Annotated in this window: 24 protein-coding genes and 1 pseudogene; 11 read left to right on the top strand and 14 right to left on the bottom strand. The window is 38.6% G+C overall.

What is annotated here, in order from left to right; all coding sequences use genetic code 11:
* Positions 1-52 precede the first annotated feature (52 nt).
* The 7 genes from odhB to sdhC all read right to left on the bottom strand — a co-directional run bounded on the left by odhB (position 53) and on the right by sdhC (position 7998).
* A complete protein-coding gene (gene odhB / locus RMB06_RS04475; RefSeq protein WP_005064561.1) occupies positions 53-1249 on the bottom strand; it encodes a 2-oxoglutarate dehydrogenase complex dihydrolipoyllysine-residue succinyltransferase in 1197 nt (398 codons plus the stop codon).
* Positions 1249-4089 carry a 2-oxoglutarate dehydrogenase E1 component gene (locus RMB06_RS04470; RefSeq protein WP_025466613.1) on the bottom strand — a complete coding sequence of 947 codons (2841 nt, stop codon included), beginning with the start codon at positions 4087-4089 and terminating at the stop codon, positions 1249-1251. The genes odhB and RMB06_RS04470 overlap by 1 nt, the downstream gene beginning before the upstream one ends.
* 157 nt (positions 4090-4246) lie before the next feature.
* Positions 4247-4375 (bottom strand): hypothetical protein, encoded by a 129-nt coding sequence (locus RMB06_RS04460; RefSeq protein WP_002116082.1) that lies wholly within the window; start codon positions 4373-4375, stop codon positions 4247-4249.
* 283 nt (positions 4376-4658) lie between these two features.
* Positions 4659-5369 carry a succinate dehydrogenase iron-sulfur subunit gene (locus RMB06_RS04455; protein WP_002116292.1) on the bottom strand — a complete coding sequence of 237 codons (711 nt, stop codon included), beginning with the start codon at positions 5367-5369 and terminating at the stop codon, positions 4659-4661.
* A gap of 14 nt (positions 5370-5383) precedes the next feature.
* Entirely contained in the window at positions 5384-7219 is a 1836-nt protein-coding gene (sdhA, locus tag RMB06_RS04450; RefSeq protein ID WP_002116225.1) for a succinate dehydrogenase flavoprotein subunit, read from the bottom strand.
* 12 nt (positions 7220-7231) lie between these two features.
* On the bottom strand, positions 7232-7597 hold the full coding sequence (sdhD, locus tag RMB06_RS04445; RefSeq protein WP_000833672.1) for a succinate dehydrogenase, hydrophobic membrane anchor protein: 366 nt from the start codon (positions 7595-7597) through the stop codon (positions 7232-7234).
* Complete coding sequence (sdhC, locus tag RMB06_RS04440; protein WP_075384165.1) at positions 7597-7998, bottom strand: succinate dehydrogenase, cytochrome b556 subunit; 402 nt, start codon at positions 7996-7998, stop codon at positions 7597-7599. Before sdhC ends, sdhD begins: the two co-directional genes overlap by 1 nt.
* A gap of 474 nt (positions 7999-8472) precedes the next feature.
* Between sdhC and RMB06_RS04435 the strand changes: the two genes are divergently transcribed.
* Both RMB06_RS04435 and gltA read left to right on the top strand, forming a co-directional pair.
* On the top strand, positions 8473-8598 hold the full coding sequence (locus RMB06_RS04435; protein ID WP_014207478.1) for a hypothetical protein: 126 nt from the start codon (positions 8473-8475) through the stop codon (positions 8596-8598).
* 343 nt (positions 8599-8941) lie between these two features.
* A complete protein-coding gene (gene gltA, locus RMB06_RS04430) occupies positions 8942-10216 on the top strand; it encodes a citrate synthase (protein WP_311078533.1) in 1275 nt (424 codons plus the stop codon).
* Between the two features lie 73 nt (positions 10217-10289).
* On the opposite strand, the gene RMB06_RS04425 is transcribed toward gltA, so the two are convergent.
* Positions 10290-10775: a DUF1289 domain-containing protein gene (locus RMB06_RS04425; protein WP_005064555.1), complete on the bottom strand. Its 486-nt coding sequence runs from the start codon at positions 10773-10775 to the stop codon at positions 10290-10292.
* Positions 10776-10886: 111 nt separating this feature from the next.
* Between RMB06_RS04425 and RMB06_RS04420 the strand changes: the two genes are divergently transcribed.
* The gene (locus RMB06_RS04420) at positions 10887-11819 is read left to right on the top strand and encodes a rhodanese-related sulfurtransferase (protein WP_005064553.1); all 933 of its coding nucleotides are present in this window, start codon (positions 10887-10889) and stop codon (positions 11817-11819) included.
* A 124-nt stretch (positions 11820-11943) separates the two neighbouring features.
* Here RMB06_RS04420 and RMB06_RS04415 read toward each other — a convergent pair whose 3' ends face one another.
* Together RMB06_RS04415 and RMB06_RS04410 are read right to left on the bottom strand one after the other, a co-directional pair.
* A complete protein-coding gene (locus tag RMB06_RS04415) occupies positions 11944-12468 on the bottom strand; it encodes a YecA family protein (RefSeq protein ID WP_002116105.1) in 525 nt (174 codons plus the stop codon).
* A 74-nt stretch (positions 12469-12542) separates the two neighbouring features.
* Positions 12543-12749, bottom strand: a complete 207-nt coding sequence (locus RMB06_RS04410) for a PA3496 family putative envelope integrity protein (RefSeq protein WP_002116495.1) — start codon at positions 12747-12749, stop codon at positions 12543-12545.
* A gap of 358 nt (positions 12750-13107) precedes the next feature.
* Here RMB06_RS04410 and rpoD point away from each other — a divergent pair, with 358 nt between their 5' ends.
* The 6 genes from rpoD to RMB06_RS04380 all read left to right on the top strand — a co-directional run bounded on the left by rpoD (position 13108) and on the right by RMB06_RS04380 (position 19688).
* A complete protein-coding gene (gene rpoD, locus RMB06_RS04405) occupies positions 13108-14994 on the top strand; it encodes an RNA polymerase sigma factor RpoD (RefSeq protein WP_002116414.1) in 1887 nt (628 codons plus the stop codon).
* A 97-nt stretch (positions 14995-15091) separates the two neighbouring features.
* On the top strand, positions 15092-15379 hold the full coding sequence (locus tag RMB06_RS04400; RefSeq protein WP_002116017.1) for a YbeD family protein: 288 nt from the start codon (positions 15092-15094) through the stop codon (positions 15377-15379).
* Positions 15380-15582: 203 nt separating this feature from the next.
* Complete coding sequence (lipB, locus tag RMB06_RS04395) at positions 15583-16236, top strand: lipoyl(octanoyl) transferase LipB (protein WP_005064548.1); 654 nt, start codon at positions 15583-15585, stop codon at positions 16234-16236.
* A gap of 81 nt (positions 16237-16317) precedes the next feature.
* The gene (locus tag RMB06_RS04390) at positions 16318-16851 is read left to right on the top strand and encodes a hypothetical protein (protein WP_311078527.1); all 534 of its coding nucleotides are present in this window, start codon (positions 16318-16320) and stop codon (positions 16849-16851) included.
* A 1-nt stretch (position 16852) separates the two neighbouring features.
* Positions 16853-18037 (top strand): iron-containing alcohol dehydrogenase, encoded by a 1185-nt coding sequence (locus RMB06_RS04385; protein ID WP_017386748.1) that lies wholly within the window; start codon positions 16853-16855, stop codon positions 18035-18037.
* A gap of 265 nt (positions 18038-18302) precedes the next feature.
* Entirely contained in the window at positions 18303-19688 is a 1386-nt protein-coding gene (locus RMB06_RS04380) for an APC family permease (RefSeq protein WP_014207482.1), read from the top strand.
* Between the two features lie 37 nt (positions 19689-19725).
* Here the strand turns inward: RMB06_RS04380 and RMB06_RS04375 are convergent, their stop codons facing one another.
* Complete coding sequence (locus tag RMB06_RS04375; protein ID WP_311078525.1) at positions 19726-20286, bottom strand: flavodoxin family protein; 561 nt, start codon at positions 20284-20286, stop codon at positions 19726-19728.
* Positions 20287-20403: 117 nt separating this feature from the next.
* Here RMB06_RS04375 and RMB06_RS04370 point away from each other — a divergent pair, with 117 nt between their 5' ends.
* Complete coding sequence (locus RMB06_RS04370; RefSeq protein WP_002116344.1) at positions 20404-20784, top strand: helix-turn-helix domain-containing protein; 381 nt, start codon at positions 20404-20406, stop codon at positions 20782-20784.
* Positions 20785-20827: 43 nt separating this feature from the next.
* On the opposite strand, the gene RMB06_RS04365 is transcribed toward RMB06_RS04370, so the two are convergent.
* The 3 genes from RMB06_RS04365 to RMB06_RS04355 all read right to left on the bottom strand — a co-directional run bounded on the left by RMB06_RS04365 (position 20828) and on the right by RMB06_RS04355 (position 23562).
* A complete protein-coding gene (locus tag RMB06_RS04365; RefSeq protein WP_311078543.1) occupies positions 20828-21460 on the bottom strand; it encodes a hypothetical protein in 633 nt (210 codons plus the stop codon).
* Positions 21461-21476: 16 nt separating this feature from the next.
* Positions 21477-22286 (bottom strand): DUF6502 family protein, encoded by an 810-nt coding sequence (locus RMB06_RS04360; protein WP_119684586.1) that lies wholly within the window; start codon positions 22284-22286, stop codon positions 21477-21479.
* Positions 22287-22371: 85 nt separating this feature from the next.
* A complete protein-coding gene (locus RMB06_RS04355) occupies positions 22372-23562 on the bottom strand; it encodes a cupin-like domain-containing protein (RefSeq protein WP_311078521.1) in 1191 nt (396 codons plus the stop codon).
* 102 nt (positions 23563-23664) lie between these two features.
* On the opposite strand from RMB06_RS04355, the pseudogene RMB06_RS04350 reads away from it, so the two are divergent.
* Positions 23665-23856, top strand: a pseudogene (locus tag RMB06_RS04350) (endoglucanase); the annotation flags it as partial.

Genomic DNA, 23856 nt, shown 5'->3' with positions numbered 1-23856 from the left:
CCATGGTCCGAGATAGAGGATCACTCTACCTCGGTAATATTATTCGAAGAAATTAAAGATCAAGGATGAGTTTAGCTGGCTCTTCTAACAATTCTTTGATTGCTACCAAGAAACCTACAGCTTCTTTACCATCGATCATACGGTGGTCATAAGAAAGTGCTAAATACATCATTGGCAAGATTTCAACTTGACCATTTACAGCCATAGGACGCTCTTGGATTTTGTGCATACCCAAGATACCAGTTTGTGGCTGATTCAAAATTGGAGTTGAAAGTAATGAACCGAAAGTACCACCGTTAGTGATTGTGAAAGTACCACCAGTCATTTCTTCGATAGATAATTTACCATCACGTGCTTTAGCAGCATATGCACCAATACCAGATTCAACTTCTGCATAGCTCATACGATCAGTATCACGTAATACTGGTACAACAAGACCACGATCAGAAGATACTGCAACACCGATGTCGTAGTAACCGTGATAAACGATATCGTCGCCATCAATTGAAGCGTTTACAGCTGGGTAGCGTTTAAGCGCTTCAGTTGCTGCTTTAACGAAGAATGACATGAAGCCTAAACGAGCGCCATGACGTTTTTCAAAAGCATCTTTATATTGCTTACGCAATTCCATGATTGGCTTCATGTTAACTTCGTTGAATGTAGTTAACATTGCAGTTTCTTGAGTTGCAGCAAGAAGACGCTCAGCTACACGCTTACGTAAACGAGTCATTGGAACGCGTTTTTCGATACGCTCACCAACAGCCACACTTAACGGAGTAACGTTAGCAGCTGGTTTAGCTTGATGGTTTGCAACATCTTCTTTAGTGATACGACCACCACGACCAGTACCTTGTACGTCAGCAGCAGCAATACCAGATTCAGTTAATGCTTTACGAACTGCAGGAGCCTGATCAGATACAGTTTCTGTACGCTCCACAACAGGTGCTGCACCAGCTTGAGTTTGAGCAACTGCTTGCTCTACTGCTGCAGGAGCAGCCGCTGCTGCACCAGCACCAGCTTCAAATTGAGCAATAACTTCGTCAGAAAGAACTGTATCGCCTTCATCTTTAATGATTGCAACTAAGCTACCATCAGCAGGAGCAACAACTTCTAAAACAACTTTGTCGGTTTCAATATCACAGATTACTTCATCACGTGATACAGGTTCACCCACCTTTTTGTGCCAAGTTGCGATGGTTCCATCTGCAACAGACTCTGGGAATACCGGTGCTTTAATTTCGGTTGCCATTATTGAGAATCTCCTGATTGTTCAGCTTCGATTGCCAATGCATCATTAATTAGCTGAGCTTGTTGTTTTGCATGCAAGTACGGTGAGCCACAAGCTGGTGCAGCAGAAGCTTCACGACCTGCAAAACTGATACGGATTTGTTTGCCAGATTTTAAGATATCGTCATATAAACGCGGTGCGATAAATAACCATGCGCCTTGGTTCTTCGGCTCTTCTTGTGCCCAAACAAGTTCTTTCACGTTTGGATATGCAGCCAAGATTTCCGCAAGACGTTGCTCTGGATATGGATACAACTGTTCAATACGTACAATTGCAACATTAGTTAAGTTTTGTTCACGACGTTTTTCAAGTAAGTCGTAATAAACTTTACCGCCACAAAGTACAAGACGAGTTACATCTGACTTGTTAATTTGATCGATTTCATCAATTACAGTTTGGAATGAGCCATTTGCAAGCTCTTCTAAAGTAGAAGTCGCAAGTTTATGACGAAGTAAAGATTTCGGTGACATTACAATCAATGGCTTACGAATTGGGCGTACAGCTTGACGACGTAATGCATGGAAAATCTGTGCAGGTGTCGTTGGAGTGATCACTTGCATGTTGTCTTCAGCACATAACTGTAAGAAACGTTCTAAACGAGCTGATGAGTGTTCTGGGCCTTGACCTTCGAAACCGTGTGGTAACAACATTGTTAAACCACAAACACGTTCCCACTTAGTCTCACCAGAAGCAATAAACTGGTCAATCACAACTTGTGCACAGTTTACGAAGTCACCAAATTGTGCTTCCCAAATAATCAAGCTCTTAGGAATTGTAGTTGCATAACCATATTCGAATGCAAGAACTGCTTCTTCAGATAAAAGAGAGTCGTAAATCGCAAAACGCGGTTGGTTCTCTTTCACATGACAAAGTGGAATGTAAGTTGAACCATCAGCTTGGTTATGCAATTTCGCATGACGGTGTGAGAAGGTACCACGCCCCACGTCTTCACCAGTAATACGAACTAGATAATCTTCATCTAATAAAGTTGCATAAGCTAAAGTTTCTGCTGCACCCCAGTTTAATGGAGTTTCACCAGTTTGCATTTTTACGCGGTCTTCAATTACTTTTTGAACCTGACGCTGCATTACAAACCCCTCAGGAAGTTTGCTCATGCCCTCGCCTAATTCTTTTAAGCGATTTAAGTCAAATGAAGTATCCCAATCGTCTGTGTAGTCATGGCCCAAATATGGCGTCCAATCAACAAACATTTTGGTATTTGGTTCAAGAATCAATGCATTTGCTACATGATTACCCGCTTCTAGATCAGAACGGTAATCTTCAACCATTTGGTCTGCTTCAGCACGATCAAGTACTTTCTCTTGAACAAGTTGATCAGCATAAAGTGTACGAGTAGTCGCTTTCTTCGCAATTACTTGATACATCAATGGCTGTGTACCAGATGGCTCATCTGCTTCGTTATGGCCACGACGACGATAACAGAACAAATCGATAACAACATCTTTACGGAATTCGTGACGGAAATCATGTGCTAATTGAGTAGCAAAGATAACAGCTTCAGGATCATCGCCATTTACATGGAAAATTGGCGCCTGAATCATTTTAGCAACGTCTGTACAGTATTCTGTAGAACGTGCATCACGAGGATCAGAAGTTGTGAAACCTACTTGGTTGTTCACAATAATATGAACTGTACCGCCAACCGTATAGCCACGAGTTTGTGACATCTGGAAGGTTTCCATGTTCACGCCCTGACCTGCAAATGCCGCATCACCATGAACAATAACTGGTAAAACGTCATCACCGCCAATGTCTCTACGACGTACTTGACGTGCACGTACAGAACCTTCAACTACAGGACCAACAATTTCCAAGTGAGATGGGTTAAATGCTAATGCCAAGTGAACTTCGCCACCTGGAGTCATTACATTACTTGAGAAACCTTGGTGGTATTTAACGTCGCCAGAACCTTTTTTATGAATTGATTTACCTTCGAACTCACCAAATAAGTCCGCAGGGTTTTTACCCATAATATTCACAAGAAGGTTTAAACGGCCACGGTGTGGCATACCAATAACAACTTCTTTACAACCTACAGCACCAGCACGCTGAATAATCTCGTTTACCATAGGAATAAAAGATTCGCCGCCTTCAACACCAAAGCGTTTAGCACCGACGTATTTATTACCAAGATATTTTTCAAGACCTTCTGCAGCAGTTAAACGCTCTAAGAAGCCTTTCTTTTGATCATTTGTGTAATTGAATTTACCACGGGCACTTTCAAGACGTTGTTGAATCCAACGTTTTTCTTTTGTGTCCACGATATGCATGTATTCAACACCGATCGAACCACAATAGATTGATTCCATTGCTTCAATCATTTCAGCAAGCGTTGCTTCGCTTTTGCCGATTTCAAGATTGCCGGTATTGAATACAGTATCTAAATCTGATTTAGTTAAACCGTGAGCTGAAAGATCTAAATCTGGAATCTCTTCACGCTTAGCAAGACCTAATGGATCTAATTTAGCTTTTTGATGTCCGCGATTACGATAAGCAGCAATAAGTTGTAAAACGCCAATTTGACGACGCTCATGCTCAGTACTTACAGTACTTTGTACAACAGGTTGAACACGATTAGCATTACGTCCTAGTAATAGGAATTGCTCACGCACAGCGCTGTGTGGTTGGTCACCCTTTGGATATTTATCGAAATATTGGCGCCAGTCCTCAGCTACAGAGGTTGGGGAAGTCAGGTACTGCTCGTAAAGTTCTTCAATATACGCTGCACTATCAGCGGAAAGTTCAGTGTCAAGACGCAATGCGTCAGCAACTTCTTGCATTTGTGGACCCATTTCCTATTGCAAAAAATATTACAGGCTGCCTTTTAAGCACACCCATGATGCATAATGCCAAATTGGTAAAAAAGGCATTACTTACCCAACAGGTCTCTAAGACCATGGGGCGTCATACTACCTAGAGAGAAAACTCCATAGGTAATTAATGAATCACAACGCCCTCAATGGCATCATCACTCACCTTATACTCGATTAAAACCGAGCAATTTTTTGCAAATCTTTTTAGAAAAATTAACTTTAAAATTAACTTTTCTAAAATGACTTTAACCATAAAAATTAAGCACAGATCTAAGATCGTGCTACTTAAATTAATTTCACTAGTATACGCTTTTTTCACCTATAACTTTGTGGCAAATCGTATCATGTTCTTAAACAACGATTGATTTTTTTGACACATACCACCTATAAATTGGCGAAATACATAAGCGATTTTATCTTTTAATATATGGTGCAATATATAAAATCCTCGCTCATTTCGACCAAAGTCTAAAGTTTACATTATAAAATTAAAAAAAAACGCACATCAAGGATGCGCGTTTTCTATTTGTGCAGAATTAACCCGCTTGATCTAATAGCATGTTACGGATGTGACCGATTGCTTTAGTAGGGTTTAGACCTTTAGGACATACTGACACACAGTTCATAATACCTTTACAACGGAACAAACTGAATGGATCGTCAAGACGAGCCAAACGGTCTGCAGTAGCAGTATCACGAGAGTCGATAATAAAACGGTATGCATTCAACAATGCTGAAGGACCTAAGAATTTATCAGGGTTCCACCAGAATGATGGGCATGAAGTTGAACAACATGCACAAAGAATACATTCATACAAACCATTTAAGTGTTCACGCTCTTCAGGAGACTGTAAACGCTCTTTAGGTGGAGCTGGTTGGTTATTGATCAAGAATGGCTGAATTTTGTCATATTGATCATAGAATTGGTTCATATCAACAACCAAATCTTTAACAACCGGCAAACCTGGTAATGGACGAATTACAATTTTCTCAGGCAGGTCGTTTAAATTCCATAAACAAGCCAAACCATTTTTACCATTAATGTTTACACCATCCGAACCACAAATACCTTCACGGCATGAACGACGGAACGTTAATGATTCATCTTGAACCTTCAAAGCAAGTAATGCATCAAGCAACATACGGTGCTTATCAGTCAATTCAAGCTTGAAAGTTTGCATGTACGGCGCTTTATCCTTATCAGGATCATAGCGGTAGATTTCGAATGTACGAGTACCTCTACTCATCTTTATACTCCCGATTAGAATGTACGTGGTGCTGGTGGAATTGCATCAACAGTCAACGGTTTGAAGCGCACTGGCTTATATTCCAAACGGTTATCTGATGAATACCATAAAGTATGCTTCATCCACTCATCATCACGGCGACCGTATGAATAAGTTGGGTGATCAGCTGGCAATTCATAATCAACTACAGTATGCGCACCACGACATTCTTTACGTGCAGCAGCTGAAATTAATGTAGCTTTTGCAACTTCATATAAGTTTTCAACTTCAAGCGCTTCAACACGTGCAGTGTTAAATACTTTAGATTTATCTTTCAAGTGAATGTTGCGCACACGTGGTTCAAGAGCAAGAATCTCTTTAACACCTTTATCAAGCAAAGCTTGAGTACGGAACACACCAGCGTGGTCTTGAACGATATCACGAATCGCATCAGCAACTTCTTGTGCATTTTCACCAGAAGTTGATTCATCCAACTTACGTACGCGATCTAAAGTTTGCTCTAATACATTTGTTGGAAGTGGCGCATATTCATCACCATGATGCTTAGTTACGTAATCGATAATGTGCTCACCAGCAGCTTTACCAAATACAACCAAGTCAAGAAGTGAGTTAGTACCTAAACGGTTTGCACCATGTACTGATACACAAGAACATTCACCAATTGCATAGAAACCTTTTACAGGTTTGGTGTAGTTGTCTGTACCTGCTTCAGGTAAGCACACTTGACCATGCATATTTGTAGGAATACCACCCATTTGATAATGGATTGTTGGTACTACAGGAATTGGTTCTTTAGTGATGTCAACGTTCGCGAATTTTTTACCAATCTCAAATACAGATGGTAAACGCTTCATGATTGTGTCAGCGCCCAAGTGAGTCATATCAAGTAAGATATAATCACCTTTTGGACCACAACCACGACCTTCTTTAATTTCTTGGTCCATAGAACGTGATACGAAGTCACGTGGAGCCAAGTCTTTTAAAGTTGGTGCATAACGTTCCATGAATGGTTCGCCGTCTTTGTTACGAAGGATTGCACCTTCACCACGACAACCTTCAGTTAACAATACGCCTGCGCCCGCAACACCCGTAGGGTGGAATTGCCAGAATTCCATATCTTGTAATGGAATACCAGCACGAGCAGCCATACCAAGACCATCACCAGTATTGATATAAGCATTTGTTGATGCACGGTAAACACGACCAGCACCACCGGTCGCAAACAATGTCGCTTTTGCTTGGAATACTGCGATATTACCAGTTTCTTGGTCAATCGCTGTTACACCAAGAACATCACCTGCTTCGTTACGGATCAAATCAAGCGCGATCCATTCAACGAAGAACTGAGTACCCATTTTCACGTTGCTTTGATAAAGCGTGTGTAATAATGCGTGACCAGTACGGTCAGCAGCAGCACAAGCACGTGGAACTGGTTTATCACCATAGTTCGCAGAGTGACCACCGAACGGGCGTTGGTAAATTGTACCATCAGCGTTACGGTCAAACGGCATACCCATGTGTTCAAGTTCATACACAACTTTTGGTGCTTCACGACACATAAATTCAATTGCGTCTTGGTCACCTAACCAGTCAGAACCTTTTACTGTATCGTAAAAGTGGAAATGCCAGTTATCTTCTTGCATGTTACCTAACGACGCACCGATACCGCCCTGAGCAGCAACTGTATGTGAACGTGTTGGGAAAACTTTAGTAAGTACTGCAACTTTCAAACCTGCTTGAGCAAGTTGGTAAGAAGCACGCATACCAGAACCACCACCACCAACGATAACTGCATCGAAAGTGAGGTTTTGAATATTTGAATAATCTTCTTTAGGGGTTATCGCGCCCATGATATCTTCCTATCAATTCGCCCAGAAAATCTGGATACCCCAGATTGCGTACACAAACACTGCAATAATGACAGCCGTCGTCAGTACAAGGCGTAAACCTTTCGCTGAAGGACCCATTTGACGAGTAGTGACATAGTCAGTGAAAACTTGCCACATACCAATCCATGCGTGTGCGATAAGCGATAAAATTGCCAATAAAGAAAAAATCTTCATTGGTAATGTCATCATGAAGCCAGCCCACTGTTGATAGTCAAATCCACCTTTGCAGAGAATCCAACCAAAAAGAACAACAGTATAAGCTGCTAATACAACCGCACTTACACGCTGGATAAACCAATCACGAGAACCTGAACCAGTTAAACCTGTAGCACTTTTCATTAGAACATAATCCATACAAAGGCTGCGATAATGGCTACCACAGATAAGATCAATGAAATTGTCGCTGCAATACGACCACTTTGCAGTTCTTCAGCAAAACCTAAATCTGCAAGTAAGTGCTTAACTCCAGCAATAAAGTGGAATATCAAGCCGGCTGCAAATACCCAAACAACAAAACGTACAAGGATATTTCCAAAAACGACATTTTTAACGTAGTCAAATCCTTCTGGTGAAGATAATGATTTATCTAGAATCCATAAGAGAACTGGTACTAATAAGAAAACGATGACACCTGATAAACGGTGTAAAATTGATGCAATAGCCACGGGTGAGCGTAAATTTACCGCTAACACCTGACCCATGGACAAATTGACAGGTCTGTTGCTTTTCACAGCGGGCATCCTGTAGGTAGAAACTCCGACCGGAGTTTGTTGAATTAATTCCAAGGAAAGCTGGCATTGTTAGGCAAGCACAGCTCATGCCTAACCTATAAACGACACTGAATTATAAAACGCGAAGTATCAAAATACAAACAATCCACTTTGCCATTTCAGCAAAAAACCATTAAATAAGAATCATTCAAAACAATATTACATTATTAGGTCAATAAAAAAACCACACCTATATTCATCATGTCCTTGTTTAAAATAACTTTTTATTTAATTTCATTTTTTCTGAAATTTCTTTTAAATAAGCCGATTTTAGACTAAAGATAAAGTTATAAATTCCTCATATCAATAGAAAAATGATCACAATACCCTCCTATTTTCAATGTGAGCCACATTTCAAATAAGTGAACAGACTTATATTTCAGATAGATATTAAGCGATCTATACTAATTTTTCGAAAGTGAATTTCATTAAAAAACAGTTCTTATGATTTTAAAGTCGTCTGATGAGCTATTTTTTATACAATTAAACTTAAAAAAAGAACAATATTCTTTGTTACAACTAAATAAAAATACAATTTTTTTTGAGTATAAATTTGAAATTACACCATGAGTTTTATGATTTTTTTAAGCAGATTGGCATTTTCTACCGCCTTATTATTCTAAATTGCAATTTATAAATTTGCTTACAATTGTACTCATCCTTCATTTTTTTTCTGCACGTTCTTGTTGAATTGACTTATTATACCATCCCGATGCAGTGATTTTACTGACTTTTTTGCTCGGGTCTTGATGACTAACTCTCTGTGGGAACGTCATTTTTTATCCATAAGTATAATTGACAAAATTTCAGTACTCACTAATCTTATAGCAAATTTTGACACCGTCTGATTCGCACATGAGAACATTAGGATTTCGAGTCAGATCAACATTCACCAGGACAGGAGATCTATTGAATGTCTGAAGCAAATGGCAAAAAAGCCGTATTACATCTTGATGGCAAAGAAATTGGATTACCAATCTACAGTGGCACTTTAGGTCCAGATGTAATTGATGTCAGCAGCATACTGAAAGAAGGTCATTTTACTTTCGATCCTGGTTTTATGGCGACAGCCGCATGCGAATCTAAAATTACTTTCATTGATGGTGACAAAGGTATTTTATTACACCGCGGCTACCCAATTGATCAGTTAGCAACTCAAGCAGACTACCTTGAAACTTGTTATTTATTATTAAATGGCGAGCTCCCAACTGCTGAACAAAAAGTTGAGTTTGATACGAAAGTACGTGCTCACACTATGGTTCACGATCAAGTTAGCCGTTTCTTCAATGGTTTCCGCCGTGATGCTCACCCAATGGCAATCATGGTTGGTGTTGTAGGTGCATTATCTGCGTTCTATCACAACAACCTAGATATTGAAGACATCAACCACCGTGAAATCACTGCAATTCGCTTAATTGCAAAAATTCCAACACTTGCTGCTTGGAGTTACAAATACACAGTAGGTCAACCATTCATCTATCCACGTAACGATTTAAGTTATGCGGAAAACTTCTTGCACATGATGTTTGCTACTCCTGCTGACCGTGATTACAAAGTTAATCCTGTTCTTGCTCGCGCAATGGATCGTATTTTCACACTTCATGCTGACCATGAGCAAAATGCTTCTACATCTACAGTACGTCTTGCTGGTTCTACTGGTGCAAACCCGTATGCATGTATCTCTGCTGGTATCTCTGCACTTTGGGGACCTGCTCACGGTGGAGCAAACGAAGCAGTTCTCAAGATGCTTGATGAAATCGGTAGCGTTGAAAACGTTGCAGAGTTCATGGAAAAAGTTAAACGCAAAGAAGTTAAGCTTATGGGCTTCGGTCACCGCGTTTACAAAAACTTCGACCCACGCGCTAAAGTAATGAAGCAAACTTGTGACGAAGTTCTTGAAGCTTTAGGTATCAAGGATCCTCAATTAGCACTTGCTATGGAACTTGAGCGTATCGCATTGAACGACCCGTACTTCGTTGAGCGTAAACTTTACCCTAACGTAGACTTCTACTCAGGTATCATCCTTAAAGCGATTGGTATCCCAACAGAAATGTTTACTGTAATCTTCGCTCTTGCTCGTACAGTTGGTTGGATCAGCCACTGGTTAGAAATGCACAGCGGCCCTTACAAAATCGGTCGTCCTCGTCAGCTTTATACTGGTGAAACTCAACGCGACATCAAACGTTAATATTCGAAAGAAAATTAATAAAAAAAAGCTGCCTTCTGGCAGCTTTTTTATTTCCGTCTTTTCTACTCTAGACTTATTCTTCTTCATACATAGTTAACAAATGATGGCTAATTCCATCTGCTCGCAGCCAAGCCAACTCATAGCTCGCTTTAGCCAACGCTAAAACACGTCTTTCAAACTCAACCCATATTGTTTTGACTTGAGACTCCGAAATACCCAAACCACTCTCGTGTGCTAGATGTTTATTCTTTTCACATATTTTTAAGGCATGGTAAAGCTTACGACCCTGGCTCGCCCCTTCCATTAACCGAACACGCTTACTTAAAATAAAGCCCTCAACATGCTGTAAGTCTGCATGAGGCAGCATCGGCACTAAGATTTGATTCAATTGATCATCTAAACGCTTCCATACAGCTAAACGCTGCTCTGCCGTATAAGTGTTCCATTGAATCACCTCGTGGTTAAAACGGCGACAACCACGACAAACCTGATCACCAAAAACTGTTGAACAACGCCCTGCACATGGGGTGAGAGAGAGCGTTCGATGATCATTACTCAAAACAAACTCCTTAAATAAACCATATACTTTTTATGGTTTTCTCGCTTATTACTAATTTTCGCGCTAAAATATGCGCCTTAAATTTCTATCTTAATACATTTGGAGTTTTCCATGAACGCTACTGTAGAACAGCTTGCACCTGTAGAACAGCAAGCGACCGCAGGTTGGGTTGTTGCAGCACTATATCAATTTAAAGAAGTTCAAGATCCTGCCGATCTTCAACAACGTTTATTAGACTTAGTGAAAACAATTAACCTCTGTGGAACTCTGATTGTAGCAGGTGAAGGAATTAATGGTACTGTTGCTGGTGATCGCGTAGCAATTGATACACTACATCAGTTTTTGCTCAATGAAGGCTTTGGCGCTATGGAATACAAAGAATCCCATAGTTCTGACAAACCTTTCCGCAAAATGAAAATTAAACTTAAAGAAGAAATTGTGACTTTAGGTGTTGAGGTTAAACCTCGTGACTTAGTCGGTCACTATCTTGATCCTAAAGAGTGGAATGATTTAATCGCACGTGATGATGTAATTTTAATCGACACACGTAATGATTACGAATATAAAGCGGGTACATTTAAGGGCGCAATTGACCCTAAAACTGAAACATTCCGTGAGTTTCCAGAATACGTCAAGAAAGAATTAGAGCAACATAAAGACAAAAAAATTGCGATGTTCTGTACTGGTGGTATTCGCTGTGAAAAATCAACTTCTTTACTTCTTCAAGAAGGATTTAAAGAGGTTTACCATCTTAAAGGCGGTATCCTTAAGTACCTAGAAGAAACCCCTGCTGATGAAAGCTTATGGGAAGGTGAATGTTTCGTATTTGACGGACGTACTGCTGTAACTCATGGTGTAGAGGAAGGCGTGAATATTAAATGTCATGCTTGCGGTTGGCCTTTAACTCCTGAAGAGTCTGCTCTACCAAGTTACGAACACGGTGTTTCTTGCGTTTATTGCATCGACAAAACCACTGAAAAGCAAAAAGCTGGTTTCCGTATGCGCCAGTCACAAATTGCTGCTGCAAAGCGTAAACGTCTATAAAACTATAAAATAGTTTTCAAAGGGCACTTAGATTTCTAACTGCCCTTTTTTATTTTATATCACTTAATTTTTCGTAATAAAAAACGCCCTAGAAAGGACGTTATTTATTATTTCTTCTAATAAATTAATTTGGCGTATGATACATCAAGTATAATTCATTCAAATTATCTGGGATTTCTTCTGCCAGCTCATCCATTAACTGTCCATTACGACGGAAAGATTCCATCTGTGGATCTTCTTCATCAATTCCACTAAATACCATCATTGGTAAAGTTAAATCAATTAATTGTTCTTCATATTCAGGTGCAAACCATGCATCTTCATTTAAGAACATCGCATCAACAAATCCAACACTCCAGTCGCCTAAGCTAGACTCAACATCCGCTTCCTCAATTTCAAACGGAAATTCAATTCCATTTTCATTTGCTAAGTCTTGTCGAATTGACTCTAACCACGCTTTGATCTGCTGAATAATTTCGGCAGGAACTTTTTTATGGTTATTATCAAACAATTCATCTAACCAACGATCGAACTGAGGGCCTACTGCAATTGCACACAGAAAACCATGAGTTGCAGCGAAATCCAGACCATACTCATTGTGGTCTCCATCTAGATATTCACTTAATTGGTCTAAATCTAACGCACTCATTGTGTTACCTGACTATAAAAAAGAAATCTACGATAGCATAGCATCTAAGCTGACGATGCCCTATTCAGATTTGATTAGTCTTCATCATCAAGATCATCATCGTCTAAATCGTAATCAAAATCTTTTAACTCACGCTCTAAACGGCGTTGAGCCAATAGATCATCAATTAATCTACGTTTTTCTAATGATTCTTTCGCAGTGATTTTGCCTGATGACTCATCAAAACCGACATCATCATCATCACCGTAGTTATCATCTAATTCAAAATCTGTAGAAGACACTAAAACTACCTCTAATGAAAAAATGTGAATGGGTCTAGCCGCTATTTATCTTGGTTATTAAATCGTGTCAAGTTTTATTTATATTTTTTTCATTAAACTGCATATTTGTACTTTTTTTCGCCCAAAAAATTGTGTATTTATAAAGCTGAACTATTTTTTTGATCAAAAAAAAATTCTATGATTTTTTCGATGATTTAAGCTTGAAAAAAATGATTTTATCCCAATATTCAAAAAACAGACGTGAATTCAAAGATATTTTTTATTTAACGGTTACTGATCAAAGCCAAAACATTTCAAGCAAATTGTGCTATCATGCACGGTTTTTCACTGCCACAGATTCAACAAAGAGTAAGCAAAGATGAGCGATATGCATTCCCCTACTTCTCAAGTAGCGGCTCTGATTAGCCGAGGCAAAGAACAAGGTTACTTAACTTACGCTGAGGTTAACGATCATCTGCCGGACTCGATTACTGAAAGCGAACAGATTGAAGACATTATTCAAATGCTTCAAGACGTTGGTATTCCTGTACACGAGCGTGCACCTGAATCTGACGATACCATGTTCGGTGAGTCGGCTGACGCAACTGATGAGGTTGCTGAAGAAGAAGCTGCTGCCGTACTTGCATCGGTTGAAAATGAACCTGGACGTACGACAGACCCTGTACGTATGTACATGCGTGAAATGGGTACAGTTGAACTGTTAACCCGTGAAGGTGAAATCAGCATTGCCAAACGTATTGAAGAAGGTATCCGTGATGTCCTTAATTCAATTGCTTACTGGCCAAATGCTGTTGAAGTTGTATTAAAAGAATATAATGATTTTTTAACTGGCGAACGCCGTCTTGCCGATATTTTATCAGGCTACCTCGATCCTGAAACCGATGAAGATATTCCAGAAGTTTTAGAAGAAGTTGAAGAACTTGAAGAAGAAGACGAATCATCTTCAAAATCAACCAAAGAAGTTAAGCTTGATGATGACGATGAAGAAGAAGAGTCTGAAGGTGATGATGACTCTGAAGGCGATTCAGGTCCAGACCCTGAGGTTGCAAAAGTTCGTTTTACTGAACTAGAAGCTGCTTGGGCTAAAACAAAAGCTGTTGTTGAAAAACATGGTCGTAACAGTCCAGAGGCTGAAGAAGCTTTAGAAGCTTTAGCTACTGTGTTCATGATGTTTAAATTTACACCACGTTTATTTGACATCATCTCTGAAATGATTCGTGGTACCCATGAGCAAATTCGTGCCAATGAACGTGAAATCATGCGTTATGCAGTACGTCGTGGCCGTATGGACCGTACTCAATTCCGTACATCTTTCCCTAAACAAGAATCTAATCCAGCTTGGTTAGATGAACAAATTGCTAAAGCACCTGCTGAAATCAAGGCGCATTTAGAAAAAGTTCGTCCAGATGTTTTAGCATTCCAACAAAAGATTGCAGATATTGAGAAAGAGCTTAGTTTAAGCGTTGCTGAAATTAAAGATATCTCTAAACGTATGGCGATTGGCGAAGCGAAAGCACGTCGCGCTAAGAAAGAAATGGTAGAAGCCAACCTCCGTTTGGTAATCTCGATTGCGAAGAAATATACTAACCGTGGTTTACAGTTCCTTGACTTGATTCAAGAAGGGAACATTGGTTTGATGAAAGCTGTAGACAAGTTTGAATACCGTCGTGGTTATAAATTCTCGACTTATGCAACTTGGTGGATTCGTCAGGCGATTACTCGTTCGATTGCCGATCAGGCTCGTACAATCCGTATTCCAGTACACATGATTGAAACGATTAACAAGATCAACCGTGTATCTCGTCAATTGTTACAAGAAATGGGCCGTGAACCAACACCTGAAGAATTAGGTGAACGTTTAGAAATGGATGAAGTTAAGGTTCGTAAAGTACTTAAAATTGCTAAAGAACCGATTTCGATGGAAACACCTATTGGTGATGATGAAGATTCACATCTTGGGGATTTCATTGAAGATCAAAACATCACTTCTCCAATTGATGCTGCGACTTCAGAAGGCTTAAAAGAAGCAACTCGTGAAGTATTGGAAAACTTAACTGAACGTGAAGCAAAAGTATTGAAGATGCGTTTTGGTATTGATATGCCAACCGATCACACACTTGAAGAAGTAGGTAAACAATTTGACGTAACACGTGAACGTATCCGTCAGATTGAAGCGAAAGCATTACGTAAATTACGCCACCCTTCTCGTTCTGAACACTTACGTTCTTTCTTGGAAAATGACTAAGTTTTGAAAGCTTGAAATTTCAAAACCAAGCCCCATTTAATAGAAAGAGCTATAAACGCCTGCGATAATGCAGGCGTTTCAAATCATGAGGTAACTTATGTTAGACCGCACTCCATCTCGCGAACTACAAGAACATCTTTGGGTATTTCCGATGGATTATCCAATTAAACTTATTGGCGATGCGGGTGAAGAATTACGTGTTGCTGTAGTCGATATTTTGGTAAAACATTTCCCAGACTTCGACCACTCAACATTAAAAGTTCAAGAATCTCGCACCGGCAAGTATCATTCTTTAACAGCACAATTGCGCTTTGAAGAATTGGAACAAGTTCATGCACTTTATGCTGACTTGGCTGCTTGCCCGCAGATTAGAACTGCGCTTTAATTTTAAGTTCTTCAATCAATACCACAGTCAGGCATTCTTACTGTGGTATTTTTTTGGAAATTTTAAAAACCTCCCTACCACGAAAAACCTTACAAATATTTAGAATTCCTTTTATAAAATCCTTTAAAATTACAAGGTTTTCGGCTTTTATCTAGTAGATATGAACTGGGCGCCGCATAAACTAATTATAGGAAGAGATTGTGATGAGCCTTGATAAACCTAACTTAATCATTCGGCAATGGAACGATTTACAAGATTATCAAAGCAAGTTTGAAACCATGAAACTCTTAACAAATGAGCGAGATCAAGATACGCCTGATGAGTTATGGTTACTTCAACATCATAATGTTTTAACTCAAGGTCAAGCTGGTAAACCTGAACACATCCTAATTTCATCAGATATTCCTGTAGTGCAAACTGACCGTGGTGGACAAGTGACTTGGCATGGACCTGGTCAACTTGTTGCTTACTTCATGTTTGATCTTAATCGTCTAAAATGGAACGTACGAACATTGGTCAGTTTTGCTGAACAATTCATGATAGATGTTTTAAAAAAATACGGAATTGAAGCGTATGCTAAGCCTGATGCTCCAGGAGTATATGTCGATGGCCGTAAGATTGGTTCCTTAGGCTTTAAAATTCGTCGTGGCCGTAGCTATCATGGATTAGCATTAAACTTGGACTGTGCTTTAGATGGGTTCCAGACGATCAATCCTTGTGGCTACGCAGGTTTAGAAATGGTGCGTATACAAGATTTGGTGACTCCTTATCCATCATTCACTCAACTTTGCCAAGACTTTATTGAGTATATTAAGAACACTGGATACTTTAATGACCCAGAAGTCAAAACTGAATAAATCGCTTTGCGATGAAATAAAAATGGATTAGAGTAATTACTCTAAATTTGCTTTTGCATAATTTTAACAAGGGATACGCGAGTGATTTCGAAAAAAGCTGTAAAGCCTACTCTGCAACTTGCCTACGTTAAGCTCATGATGGATGTTGTTGGTCGTGGCTTAGTCATGGCAAGTCAAGTGGACACTGAAATACAAGAGGAAGTATCTAAATTTCCTGTTCACTTTGTACTTTCAATGAATGTTTTCCCAAATGGACCAGCATTTTTTGCTCGCGTCACAGAAGACAAACAGTTAGAGCTACTCAAAAGAGCTGAAAGAAAGCCGGACCTAACCATTACATTCAAACATGTAACTCATGCCTTTTTAGTATTTTCTTTTCAAGAAAGTACTGCCCAAGCATTTGCTAATGACCGAATGATTGCTGATGGTGATGTATCTGCTGCCATTCGCTTAGTACGCTGTCTAAATAAAATGGAATCTCTTATTTTACCTAAATTGATTGCATCTCTTGCAGTCAAAGAATATCCAACCGAACTTACCCTAAAAGAAAAATTCAACGAAGCTGCAAATATTTACTTAAAAGTAGCTAAGTCCTATTTCAAGCGGAGCGCATAACATGGCTAAACCATATTACGAATTCTTTTGTCCTGTAAAAGTCATTGCCGGTAATGCTGCGTTAGAACATATTCCGTTTGAACTTGCGACTTTAGGTGCAAAACGTCCGCTCATCATTACAGATAAAGGTGTGCGCGCAAATGGCCTACTCAACCCGATTGAAGCTGCGTTCAGTACGACTGATGCTGTCATTGGTCATGTGTTTGATGATGTTCCACCAGACTCAAGTTTAGAAGTCGTTCGTCTTGCCGCAGAAGCTTATCGCAAGAATAAATGCGATGCGATTATTGCTGTAGGTGGTGGTTCAGTTATCGATACTTCTAAAGCAACTAACATTTTAGTATCTGAAGGTGGAGATGACTTACTTCAATATTCTGGTGCACACAACCTACCAAAACCATTAAAACCATTTTTCGTAATTCCGACTACATCAGGTACGGGATCTGAAGTGACTATGGTTGCCGTGGTTTCAGATACGCAAAAGAATGTTAAATTGGCATTTGCTTCTTATTACTTAATGCCACATGCAGCGATTTTAGATCCACGCATGACACTTACATTGCCACCTCATTTAACTGCAATGACAGGTATGGATGCCTTAACACATTGTGTTGAAGCATATACATGTATGGCTGCCAATCCACTTAGCGATGCTTATGCAAGTGCTGGAATTAAAAAGATTAGTGAAAACCTATTTAATGTCCTAGAAAACCCAAATGACTCACAAGGTCGTTTAGAACTAGCACAAGCCTCTACAATGGCAGGTATTGCATTCTCAAACTCAATGGTAGGCCTTGTACATTCCTTAGGTCATGCTTTAGGTGCCGTTGCTCACCTGCCCCACGGTTTATGCATGAATTTATTCTTACCGTATGTGCTTGAATATAATAAGCAGGTAAATGGCCAGAAAATTGGTGAATTACTATTGCCGTTAGCTGGTGCTGATATCTATGCACAAACTCCAGCAACTCAACGTGCAGACAGAGCGATTGCAACAATTTTAGCAATGCGTGATCGTTTATTTACCTTAACCAAGTTACCACGTACTTTACGTGAAACTGGCAAAGTAACTGAAGCACAGCTCGATGAAGTTGCAGAAAAAGCACTAAATGACGGCTCAATTATTTACAATCCTAAAGAAGCAAGCCTAAAAGATATCCGAGAGATCTTACAAAAGGCATGGTAATTCGATAGGTTAAACTCGAGACTTAAATCTAAAGACCTGATTTTTATATGAAATCAGGTCTTTTTTATCACTGTGAATTTTTATTCATCTTTTTATTTGGAAATATGGCAAAAAATTTGCTAAAAAATCGATGAAAGTACTGACAATTTGCATCAATTTAGGATAGATTGGCGCACTTTATCTTTTTCTGTAGGGGGGATCGTTCGTCTCAAACGATCCTTAACACCAAGCTGATCCTTGATCAACGATTATGAGGATAACGCCGTTGACAAATTTATCTGGGACTAAACCAACAGCTAAACTTCAAAAGAATCTTGTGCTTTGGCACATTATTATTATTGGTTTAGCTTATATTCAGCCATTAACGTTATTCGATACTTTTGGTTTAGTATCAGAGCGAAGTGGCGGTCATGTACCAACTTCCTACATCTTTGCATTAGTCGCAATCTTATTAACATCGATCAGTTATGGACATATGATTAAACGCTACCCTTCTTCTGGGTCAGCTTATACGTATGCTCAAAAATCAATTCACCCTAATGTTGGTTTTATGGTGGGTTGGTCTTCTTGGTTAGACTATTTACTGTCACCGCTTGTTAATATTATTTTGGCAGATATTTATCTAAGAGCTCTTTTTCCAGAGGTAAATAACTGGTTATGGGTGATTGGTTTAACCACCCTAATGACTGTTATTAACTTATTTGGTGCACGATTTGTCGCACGCTTTAACAGTACGATCGTTATTATTCAGCTTGGCGTAATTTTTTATTTCGTTTATCAGGTATACATTTTACTCACTCAAGGTGTATATGCAGATGGAACTTTAAATCCAGATAAAGCTGCCTTGTGGTCATTAACTCCTTTTTGGAACGACATGACATCCGTAAGTGCTTTAATTGCTGGTGCAACTGTACTCTGCTTCTCTTTCACAGGATTTGATGCCTTATCTTCTCTTGCTGAAGAAACAAAAGATGCAGAGAAAACGCTTCCAAAAGCTATTTTTACGACAGCATTACTTGCAGGTATTATTTTCATTGTAAGTACTTACTTCATCCAATTATATTTCCCTAGTAACCCAAATACTTACTTTAATCCTCTGGATGAATCACAGCCTGTGATGGTTGCTGCGATTGGTAGTATTGCATTTAAAACTTTGGTTTTATATTTTGCTGTAGTTGCTGTTATGGCATCAGGTATTTCTGCTCATGCTGGTGTATCTCGTTTAATGTATGTAATGGGACGTGACGGCGTAATCAATAAGAAATTATTTGGTCATATTAGTCCAAAATTGCATACTCCAACTTACAACATTCTTATTGTGGGTGTAGTTGCTTTATCTGCTGGTTTCTTAGATCTTGAGCATATTGTCAACTTGATTAGTTTTGGTGCTTTAACTGCTTTTAGTTTTGTTAACTTCTCTGTTATTTCTCGCTATGCATTAAGAGATGGCAAGAATAAAACGTTTAAAGACATCATCAACTATATTGTTATACCAACACTTGGTTTTGCCAGTGTGTTTATGATGTGGCTAGAAATTGATAAGCTTGCCTTACAAATTGGCTTAGCTTGGGCCGTTATTGGTGTAGGTTATTTGGCCTACAAAACCAAAGGTTTCAAATATAATGCTCCACAGCATAATGAACACGAATAATAAAAAAGGCGCTTAAAGCGCCTTTTTTATGGTCAAATTAACCAAAAATTTTGTTCACAATATTTTGTACACGTTGAGCATAGAGTTTCGCTGTTTCAAGATCTCCAGTAGGGACTTCCTCTACACTTGCATCAGAAGGCGATTGAACTAAAAGTCCAACTGAACCACCTAAGTTATTTACATCTTCACGTGTTGCATCTTTTGTATTCGCTGGTAATAAACCAAGGCTTACCCAAATTCCACCATGTTGCGATGCTAAAGTCTGTAATTGAATAAGAGTAACCTGCTTATCCCCATTTAAGCTCGCGCTATTTGTGAAGCCTGCAAATACTTTATCTTGCCAACCACGTGTAAACCAAACTTTTGAAGTTGCATCAGCAAACTTTTTAAACTGCCATGGTGCTGTTCCCATATAAGTTGGAGCACCAAAAACAATCCCCTTCACATCATTTAATGTCTGCCAATCTTGCTCAGTAATATTACCTTCTTGATCAATTTGGATGAGCTGAGCATTAATTTCGTTTGCAAACGTTTCAGCCACTACTTTAGTGTGACCATAACCAGAGAAATATACAACCGCGATATTAGAGTTAGACATGGGAGCAAACCTTTGTTTTATTAAATTCCACTTTATGATATATTTTAGAAACTAGGTGTCAATTAGTTACTAACTGGTAACTATGGTAATTTTTTAAGAAATTAGCAGGTAAATAGTATGAATGAATGTCTAAAATATAATGTTTTTCAACAACATTGCCCTGCTCGTTTATTTTTTGAAAAAATTGCAGATAAGTGGGTTTTATTAATTTTAAATGTGCTTGAAGAGGAAACTCAGCACTTCAACTTGCTCAAAAAGAATATTCAAGGTATTTCGCCTAAAGTCTTATCACAAAAGTTAAAAATGCTGGAAAGAGACGGTTTTATTGAGCGTAAAATTCAGAATACTTCTCCTATTCGTGTTGATTACTCACTGACTTCTTTAGGGCAAAATGTCGCTTCAATGGCGTTCCAATTAAAGGAATGGGCCGAAACCAATATTGAACAGGTTTTAGCAGCCCAAATGACTTATGATGAAAAAGTGCTAGAGCAAGCTTAACTCATACTTCCTTTAAAATTTTATCGCTCATGAGTGGCTCAACTTAATTAATTTTAATCGGCTCAAGTGGTGCACTTATTTTAAATTGGATAGTTAAAGGTTCACATTGCTTTAACTCTTGATCATTCTTCAAATAAGTGCTTTCTAGACCATATTTCCAACTACCATTCATGACATCAAATGCTGGATAATTGACAATAAAAGTTTTGGTTTCACCTGGCAGATATTCGTAAGTTTGAATCTCTTTACACTCATTTTCTGGATAGGAGCGCTTCGTATTTCCAAGTAAATAGAGCTCTAAAGGTACATAACACGCAGGTTGTTTTTCTTGTATTTTCTCTAATCCCTTATTAGTTTGAGTAATCTTCAAAGCAATTGTGCCATTTAGAGTTAACTGCTGTGCATATTTAAAAACAGTTTCTTTTTCTATGGGTTCACGCGTTACATTATTGAGAAACTGTAGTTTGCGATGTAAGCCATTACAGTCATCTTCAACAGGTGCAGGCAACCAAATTTCATTATCTTTTGAGTCACCTTTCTCACCATCGGCCGGTGTTTCAAAATCACCCGGTTTACCAGGTTTAGTCGGATATCCTGATCCCCCTAAACTTGCACCACCTGCGAATAAATCCTCTCCACAAGCGGTTAAAAGACCACTTGTCAAAATGAAGCTCATGGATATTATTAATTTTTTATAAGTTGTTTTCGTCATATTGATAAGCTCCGAAACGGAAAGTTTTAGTTGCACCCTCTTTTCCTTCATCTAGTGCACAACGTTCAATAGCTAATTTAAGTACTTGTAGTGATAAATCTTCCCATAAGCGCAAACTTGCTTCTTTGAGTAAAGTAATCGATTCATCTGTTAGTTCATCAGCAAAAATTGCTTGTTCTAAATAGGGTTCTTTTTCTGGCTGAAATAAATTATGAACTCCAGCAGCTAAATGTGCTTCTAAGTTATTTGTTAATAATTTTCGAACCTCGAATTGCTCAACATCAGGCATAAAACTACGCTGCTGCAACATCACAAGGCCATCTTCTTCTTTCACAATATTTAGGCGTTCGAGTTCATTCAAAATAGATCTTGGATGCTTTTCAGTTGAGACTTTCTTTACTAAATTTTCAAAACTAACCTGATCATTACTTACAAATGGAATTTTTTCTGCCAATCCCTCTGCAAGCCACAAACCAATCACCCGAGCAGGAACACTTACTGGTTCTGCTACTTTTGCCTCTGTTAAAGGCTGACCAGCCTGTATTGCCTTTTTAAATGCATTCACGTCTTTGCGATGTAACCCTGAAAGTAAACTGACTGCTGAATCAGTTGGCTTTTGCTCTATACGCTCAAGCTCACTTAAAGCCTGTTGATAGAAAACAGGTTTTAAAGCAGTTACAAAGTCGTTATATCCCACTCCTGAACGAATTAACCATTGCGTCAGGTATTCCATTAACATTAATACCTGCTTTTGATTAAGTTCCGCATTGTTCGTTTGGAGTGTGGTCATAGAGTAACAATTTTCCTTCATTTTTGAAAAACAGTATGGGCCGAGCAATTGTCACACTGAACGGTTTAAGATGCAATTTTCATTCTTAGACCTCTTTGGGAAACCGATCGACATAATGATTTGGTGCATTAAAATGGGTAAAAGAAATACTAATTGAGACATCCAAACTTTCTACGCTATGCCACCAACCAATCGGGATGAATAGAGCTTCCCCTGCATTCAAAATACATTCAACTGGAGTAATTGATTTTGCTAAAGGATATTTTTCAAAATCAATTTTATTTGTATCACTCAACTCACTAAATACCCAATGATCGTTATATAGATGAGGAACTTGCAATGCAGGAATTAAAGTTACTTTTTTGCTTCCATAAATTTGAACTAACATATTATTTGTTAAATCATGATGTAAGGGCGTAAATGTTCCTTTAGGTCCAAACCATAAAAAACTACGGTCATCCTTTAAAGCCAAATCACAGTAACCATCTGCAAAATCCTCTATATCTGAAAATAATTCTTGAAGCATCTGATGACTATTTGATGCATTATTTGCAGTCATATAAAAATCGTTACTAGCATCAACTGACATAACTTTTGATACAAACTCTGACATCTTCATTTTTTGCTTTAATGATGGAGAATGTCTTTCAAACTGTTCATCTAAATTTCTATTCATTTGAACTTCAACTAAATGATGGCCAAATTTAGAAGCAAAATATTGCGGAGACCATTTGTGCAAAGCTGGCCAGTGTTCTATTCCTTTTTTTAAAATCACAGGGCGATGTTGACTATAGTAACCCTTCACAAAATCAGAAAAATTTGGAGCAGTAATTGAAGGAATTTTTTTACTATAGTCAGAGTTTAGCTGTGCCAATAGATCTACAGTTTCTATTAACCATTCACGTTTTTTAAGTTGATGATGCTTTTTCTTCAAAATTTTATATAACTTATTATTTTCTAAATTATTTAAATATTCTTTTACTTTTAAACCATCATGCCCCTGCTCTATTAATATTTTTATAATTTCCGAAGACGTTACCTCATTTAAAACTTGTTCAATTATCCACTCTTGATCATGATCCAATAAAGTCTGAAATTTCAAATCATTCATTTCAAACTTTGGTTCAAATCCATTTGCTTTTAATACATCGACTAATTGTTCAACTCCACACCCTTTTTCTAAGTTTTCTTCAAGCCAGTTTTTCCACTCTAATGGCAACTGGTCAAACCATTTTTGGCTTTGTTCGAATATTTCAATTTGATTATAAGCTGCCATGTTGAACCTTTTTTCAAATTTGATCTTTACAACTGCATTATAATTGATCTATTTTAAAAATGTTAAATTTTCACATTTTTTAATAGAAAAAGGGTTCATGTGATGAATAACATACTAAAAGGAAGCAGCATTGCTTTGATTTTTATAGCTTTAAGTGGGTGCGGATCTGATGATAACGATTCGGAACCGACACCGACACCGACACCGACACCGACACCGACACCGACACCGACACCGACACCAACACCAACACCAACACCAACACCAACACCAACACCAACACCATCAGCAACA

This window comes from Acinetobacter sp. V104_13, from assembly GCF_031798995.1.
In the GTDB taxonomy this organism is placed as follows: domain Bacteria; phylum Pseudomonadota; class Gammaproteobacteria; order Pseudomonadales; family Moraxellaceae; genus Acinetobacter; species Acinetobacter pittii.
This window is presented reverse-complemented; position numbering and strand designations above follow the sequence as displayed.